The organism is Actinophytocola sp. NPDC049390 (genome assembly GCF_044466355.1).
Classification (GTDB): domain Bacteria; phylum Actinomycetota; class Actinomycetes; order Mycobacteriales; family Pseudonocardiaceae; genus Actinophytocola.
On the sequence record NZ_JBITMQ010000044.1, the window covers coordinates 1 to 4,918 of the forward strand.

Genomic DNA, 4,918 nt, shown 5'->3' on the forward strand with positions numbered 1-4,918 from the left:
ATGGTCGAGGAGGTGCGGGCGCACAAGTACGTCGGGCCGTGGGGTGGGCACACCGACGAGCAGCCGCCCGCGCCCTCGGAGAAGCTGGGCGAGGCCATGGAACAGCCCGAGACAGACCATGGCAAACCGGCCGAACCCAACTGACTCGGCGGCGCAGGGCATGAGTACACGCTGAAACGCGTTGGTCGGAGGTCACTGATGCGGCACGTCGTAAGGATTCCGCGGGGTCCTCGGCACTGTTCGTGATCGTCGGTCTGACGATCTGAGTGGACCTTGCGCAGGAGCGGGGATCATGCGTAGCGCACCCTGACGCGCTCGCAGAACGCGCTGGGCACCCACAACGGTATCGGCGACGGGGAGGATCTCCGTGAGTGCCTCGAGCGTGATGACACGCCGGACGAAGTTGTCACGCGTGGTGATCACCACGAGGGAAAATCCCGTGTGGATCCCGTGACTGGCTACGCGGGCCAGAGCCGACAGTCCGGACGCTCCGAAGAACGTGGTGTCTCTGAGGTCGACGACCATCCCAGTGGTATGCGGCAGCAATGTGGCGGCGTCGGCCAGCGCGCGTGTGAACAGTGGGGTCGATGCCACATCGACGGCTCCGGCAACGCACGCCATCAGATGTTCGTCGACTTGTTCGATATGAATGTCCAATGTCATGGGAATCTGATGCCGCTCACGAATTGTCCCGTAGTATGGATGGTTTTCTGATCGTCGTGACCTGATTACACCGTCTCATGTGCGCAACTGGCCAAACGTTCACCGCGGTGACGATGTTGCATCGTCCCAACGTTGCACGCAAGCCACGCGAGTAAAACATGAACGTCCCCGAGTCGCGCTCAACAGGACGAATATCCACCCGCTTGGACTAATGGGGGGCTGTCGTTTGTCAGGGTGTCTGTTGGAGTTGATCTTCCATCGAAGCTAGCCTTCAACGTCGTGCGACACAATTCAGTTCTTCCAGTCGAAGAGTTGACCGAAGGGCTCTGGTTCTGGCACGAACTGGCGCCTGGCCTGGGCTGGATGCTGCAGGTGGCTGCTGTCGAGCTGCGTCTCGACGTGGTGGGAATCTTCACCACCGACCCGGAACGAGAGCTGGTGGAATATCCACGAGGTCGACAGGTGAGGTTGGTGGAGTAGTAGCCAACGTAAGCTCGGGACACCGTCGGCGCCTGACGGGCATCCAGGTCGCGCACCACCTTGCCGATCGTCCGCATCATGCGCGAGATAGTGGTGCCGTTGCTGCGCGCTGCCGGGATACGGGTCGTCGATGTCGCGCGATCCGCGGTTGCCGAGGACGGCCACGAGGAGGCGCTGCTCGTGCGGGCTTTCGACTCACTGGCCCAGCACCAGGAGCTAGAGGAGCGATTCTACAGCAGCGACGCGTGGCTGGCAGGGCCGCGTGACGAGATCGTCTCCCGCATCGAGCAGGACCACTCGGTCGTGCTGGAACACCCGGACTGGGTAGCACTCGCGTAGCCGGACACCGCCTCGAACGTCAGGCGGGGCTGCGGCATGGAACGGCGGACCGCCGCGAGTCATCGATGCCACTGTCGCCAGGATGGATGTTCGTCCCCGCCGTCGCTTCGGACCTCGGCATACGCCGCACGGTTGCGTGAGAAGGCGAATACCGGTCTCGCTGCGCCGCCACGACACCTTGCCACTGTGAAGGATCCGTTGCAGACTCGACGACCGGAGGACCTTTGCATGACGGGTGTGCGGATCCGGACGGCGCGGGGACAGATGCCGGCCTACGTGGCTGTGCCGCCCGCCGCTCCGCCGTGGCCCGCGGTGGTCGTGATCCACGATTTCACGGGCATGAGTCAGGATTTGCGCGCTCAAGCGGATTGGCTGGCCGGCGAAGGATACCTTGCAGTAGCTCCTGACCTGTACTATTGGGGCAGCCGGCTTGGTTGCTTGCGCACGATCATGCGTGACATCGGTGCGCGGCGCGGGCGTACGTTCGATGACATCGAGGCCGCCCGCGCCTGGGCCGCGCGATTCGAGGGGTGCACGGCAATCGTCGGGGTGATTGGCTTCTGCATGGGCGGCGGTTATGCGCTCGCGCTGGCTCCTGGGCGTGGCTTCTCCGCCGCCAGTGTCAACTACGGTGGGTGTCCGGCCGACGCGGAGGCGTGGCTGAACGACGCGTGCCCGATCGTGGGCAGCTTCGGTGGCAATGACGGCTCGCCGATGGGACGCCGGGCTGGTGAACGGCTGGAACGGGTTCTGACCGCGCTGGACGTCGACCACGACGTGAAGATCTACCCTGGCGTCGGCCATGGGTTCATGAACGACCACGATCCGGCCGACTCCACGCCGCTGTTGCGGTTGCTGGCGCTCGTGTCCGGAACTCGTTACGACCACGCTGCGAGCGAGGATGCTCGACACCGCATCATCGCGTTCTTCGACAGGTACCTTCGAGTCGAGGCATAAGGGTCAGACGGCAGCCTCCCGGTGAACGCCTGACAAGTCAGGAAGAGGTGTCTCGAGCGTAGCTCGAGAATGCCGAGCTCCTAAAACCACGGTCCGTTGCACCGTGCTGGCCTCCTTGGCCCTGGGCCTGTGATTGTGGTTCTTCTGGCGACGCGTGGCGGTGAGGTGAGTGCGGGTGAATTCGACCGCACTATCGGATTGCGGGTTTCTCACCCCGTCGAATCCCGATGGTGGAGACGTGAGCGTTCCTTCGTGGGCATGTTCGTCAGTTGGATCAAATCCAAAAGGACTTGGGCGTCCCGGACAGTGTCGGTGAAGGGGAGGATATCGGTGAGTGAGGTAAGCGTGATCACGCGACGGACGATGCTGTGACGTGGGGCTGTCACTGCGACTGGGAAGCCGTCGTCGTGTCCGCGGTTGGCGACGGTGACCAGCGCGGTCAGTCCGGATGCCCCGAAGAACGTGGTGGCGGCGAGATCGATGATCATCCCGGTGTTGTTTGGCGCTGAGGCGGCGGCGACCAGTGTGTCCGTGAGCTTCGCTGCGTTCTCGAGGTCTACGTCCCCGCCAACGTGTACGAGCAGATGACTGCCGATGTGTTCGATGCAAACGCTCAGGGACATGAGAATCTGGTGCCGCCCACGAAATCATCGACGGATGGCTGGCTTCTGATCATCGCAACCGTGCCGTCGAGGAAACACTCCAAATACTGCCGGGTGGCCGGAGGCGGGGGAGATGGCAGCCCGTTTCTGCAAGGTCCGTCCGCCTCCGGCCGTGGCCAGATCTGGTGATCGACTCGGGGAGAGATATCCGCGCGTTGCTCCCGTTTCTCCCCGCGCGGTCAATCTTCTCATGCACCGAACTGACCATGCGCCCACTGTAGCGTCGAGTTCCTCATTCGTGTCTGAACCGGTCCTCGCTGCGTAGTGAGCTACGTGAGTAAAACACGATCTGCGAGGAATCGCACTCGACCGGAGAAACATACACCCGCATGGACCAATGGGCCGCCGAGCGCCCTCGTGTCAATGCGTAATCGTGTGAGCGCACCTATCGAAACGGCGGTTGAGCCGAGTTGCCTGCGGTGCTCGATGTGGCTGAAACGTGAACGCGACCTGGAGACTGTTGTCTAGGGCGCCTACTTTACGGTCAGCGAAACCGGGCAGTCGGTTTGGATGATTGGCAGTGGTCGTGGACAGGATGAAAGAAGTGCACGTACTCTCTAGGTCTTGGAATGTTCGAACGTTGTGTGCGGATCTGGTTGGGTGGATTGACCTGGTACCCCAACTGCCGCTTCCACACGCTATCGGCTGGGGCGTAGCGCTTGCTCGACCGAGTCGTACAAGCGCAGTATCTGGTCCAGACCCGTGATCTCGATCGGTCGGACCACCGGCCGGTTGGAGTCGACGACGATCCGGAGGGGCTCGCGTCGTTGTTCTGCTTCCTGCGTGGCGTTGAGCAGCGCGGTGAGACCTGCCGAGCCCAGGAAGGACACGCCGGTGAGGTCGGCGACGCAGCCACCGTCTCCCGCTTCGCGGAGCGCGATGACGAGCGCGGTTTGCAAGTCGGGTGCGGTGTCCAGATCGACCTCCCCTGTCACCTCGACAAGGACCGTGCGGCGGACCGTCCGCCGGGTTATGGCCAGGCGGCTGTGCGGGTCGGTGTCAGGTTGCTCTGTCACCCGGACGACCGTACAGGAGTCCGGCGGGAATTGGGTTTACTCCCAGGTCAGAACGGTTCCGATTGATCCATTCCGGGACGTGGGACGGTCACATCGGGCAGTCAGTTCCAAAACGTGGAGACGCACGGCCGACCGCTCGTCAATATCCGCCTGGTCAACACCGCTGTGCCGTCCGCCATGGACATCTGCCGGAACCGGGGCGGGCACTGTCTCGATGAAGCCGGGGCAGCAACCAGGGGCCCGCAGCCGCTACTTTGCGTGCCAGGGGCCCGGTGCCCGGAAGGATTTCCAGTTCGACGACGCGATCCGCCGCCGCGGAAGACAATCCCGGTGTTTGAATTTGGTGCTTCCTGGCATCCATCACCTTCCACGAGCGATTCGAGGCGCTGGTGGAGAAGAACTTGGTTGCCGGGATTTCGGTCAGATGACGGCCACAGAGCAGGTGGCGTTGTGTAGAGCGGCGTTCCTGGTCGCTCGCGTCACCAACGGTGCCGTGATGTCGCGTCGCTTGTGCATCCCTACAACAAGCAGTTCCGCACCGTCCGCGACCGCCCGCCAACGTCACCCCCGCGCACCGGACAGGACCTCGGTGTGCACTCGCGCGGATGGATGACGTGCGGCGTGTCCGGTAAGCACGGTGATGTTGTCTCGTGTGATGCCGTCCTGGGCGGGCACCGGCATCGTGATCACCTGCATGCTGACCTTGCGCAGCCGGTCGACAACGGGGACCACCGTCAGCCCGGGCCGCGGACCGCCTCGCGCACCCGCCCGAACCGGAATACGACACCACGCTCGTACTGG

At 63.3% G+C, this 4,918-nt stretch carries 6 protein-coding genes and 1 pseudogene; 3 read left to right on the plus strand and 4 right to left on the minus strand.

Going from position 1 to position 4,918, the window contains the following annotated elements; translation table 11 throughout:
- Positions 1-192 precede the first annotated feature (192 nt).
- Positions 193-663 carry an STAS domain-containing protein gene (locus ACIBVP_RS45655; protein ID WP_396112815.1) on the minus strand — a complete coding sequence of 157 codons (471 nt, stop codon included), beginning with the start codon at positions 661-663 and terminating at the stop codon, positions 193-195.
- A gap of 312 nt (positions 664-975) precedes the next feature.
- Here ACIBVP_RS45655 and ACIBVP_RS45660 point away from each other — a divergent pair, with 312 nt between their 5' ends.
- The 3 genes from ACIBVP_RS45660 to ACIBVP_RS45670 all read left to right on the plus strand — a co-directional run bounded on the left by ACIBVP_RS45660 (position 976) and on the right by ACIBVP_RS45670 (position 2,439).
- Entirely contained in the window at positions 976-1,143 is a 168-nt protein-coding gene (locus ACIBVP_RS45660; RefSeq protein ID WP_396112816.1) for a hypothetical protein, read from the plus strand.
- A gap of 78 nt (positions 1,144-1,221) precedes the next feature.
- Positions 1,222-1,482: a hypothetical protein gene (locus ACIBVP_RS45665; protein WP_396112817.1), complete on the plus strand. Its 261-nt coding sequence runs from the start codon at positions 1,222-1,224 to the stop codon at positions 1,480-1,482.
- 228 nt (positions 1,483-1,710) lie between these two features.
- Positions 1,711-2,439, plus strand: a complete 729-nt coding sequence (locus ACIBVP_RS45670; RefSeq protein WP_396112818.1) for a dienelactone hydrolase family protein — start codon at positions 1,711-1,713, stop codon at positions 2,437-2,439.
- 209 nt (positions 2,440-2,648) lie between these two features.
- Here the strand turns inward: ACIBVP_RS45670 and ACIBVP_RS45675 are convergent, their stop codons facing one another.
- The 3 genes and pseudogenes from ACIBVP_RS45675 to ACIBVP_RS45685 all read right to left on the minus strand — a co-directional run.
- Positions 2,649-3,062, minus strand: a complete 414-nt coding sequence (locus ACIBVP_RS45675) for an STAS domain-containing protein (protein ID WP_396112819.1) — start codon at positions 3,060-3,062, stop codon at positions 2,649-2,651.
- Positions 3,063-3,739: 677 nt separating this feature from the next.
- The gene (locus tag ACIBVP_RS45680) at positions 3,740-4,117 is read right to left on the minus strand and encodes an STAS domain-containing protein (protein WP_396112820.1); all 378 of its coding nucleotides are present in this window, start codon (positions 4,115-4,117) and stop codon (positions 3,740-3,742) included.
- Between the two features lie 633 nt (positions 4,118-4,750).
- Positions 4,751-4,918: pseudogene (locus ACIBVP_RS45685) on the minus strand (SPFH domain-containing protein); the annotation flags it as partial.

Coding starts and splice junctions, on each gene's coding strand:
- ACIBVP_RS45670 (WP_396112818.1), top strand. CDS start 1,711: ATGACGGGTGTGCGGATCCGGACGGCGCGGGGACAGATGCCGGCCTAC.
- ACIBVP_RS45665 (WP_396112817.1), top strand. CDS start 1,222: ATGCGCGAGATAGTGGTGCCGTTGCTGCGCGCTGCCGGGATACGGGTC.
- ACIBVP_RS45655 (WP_396112815.1), bottom strand. CDS start 663: ATGACATTGGACATTCATATCGAACAAGTCGACGAACATCTGATGGCG.
- ACIBVP_RS45675 (WP_396112819.1), bottom strand. CDS start 3,062: ATGTCCCTGAGCGTTTGCATCGAACACATCGGCAGTCATCTGCTCGTA.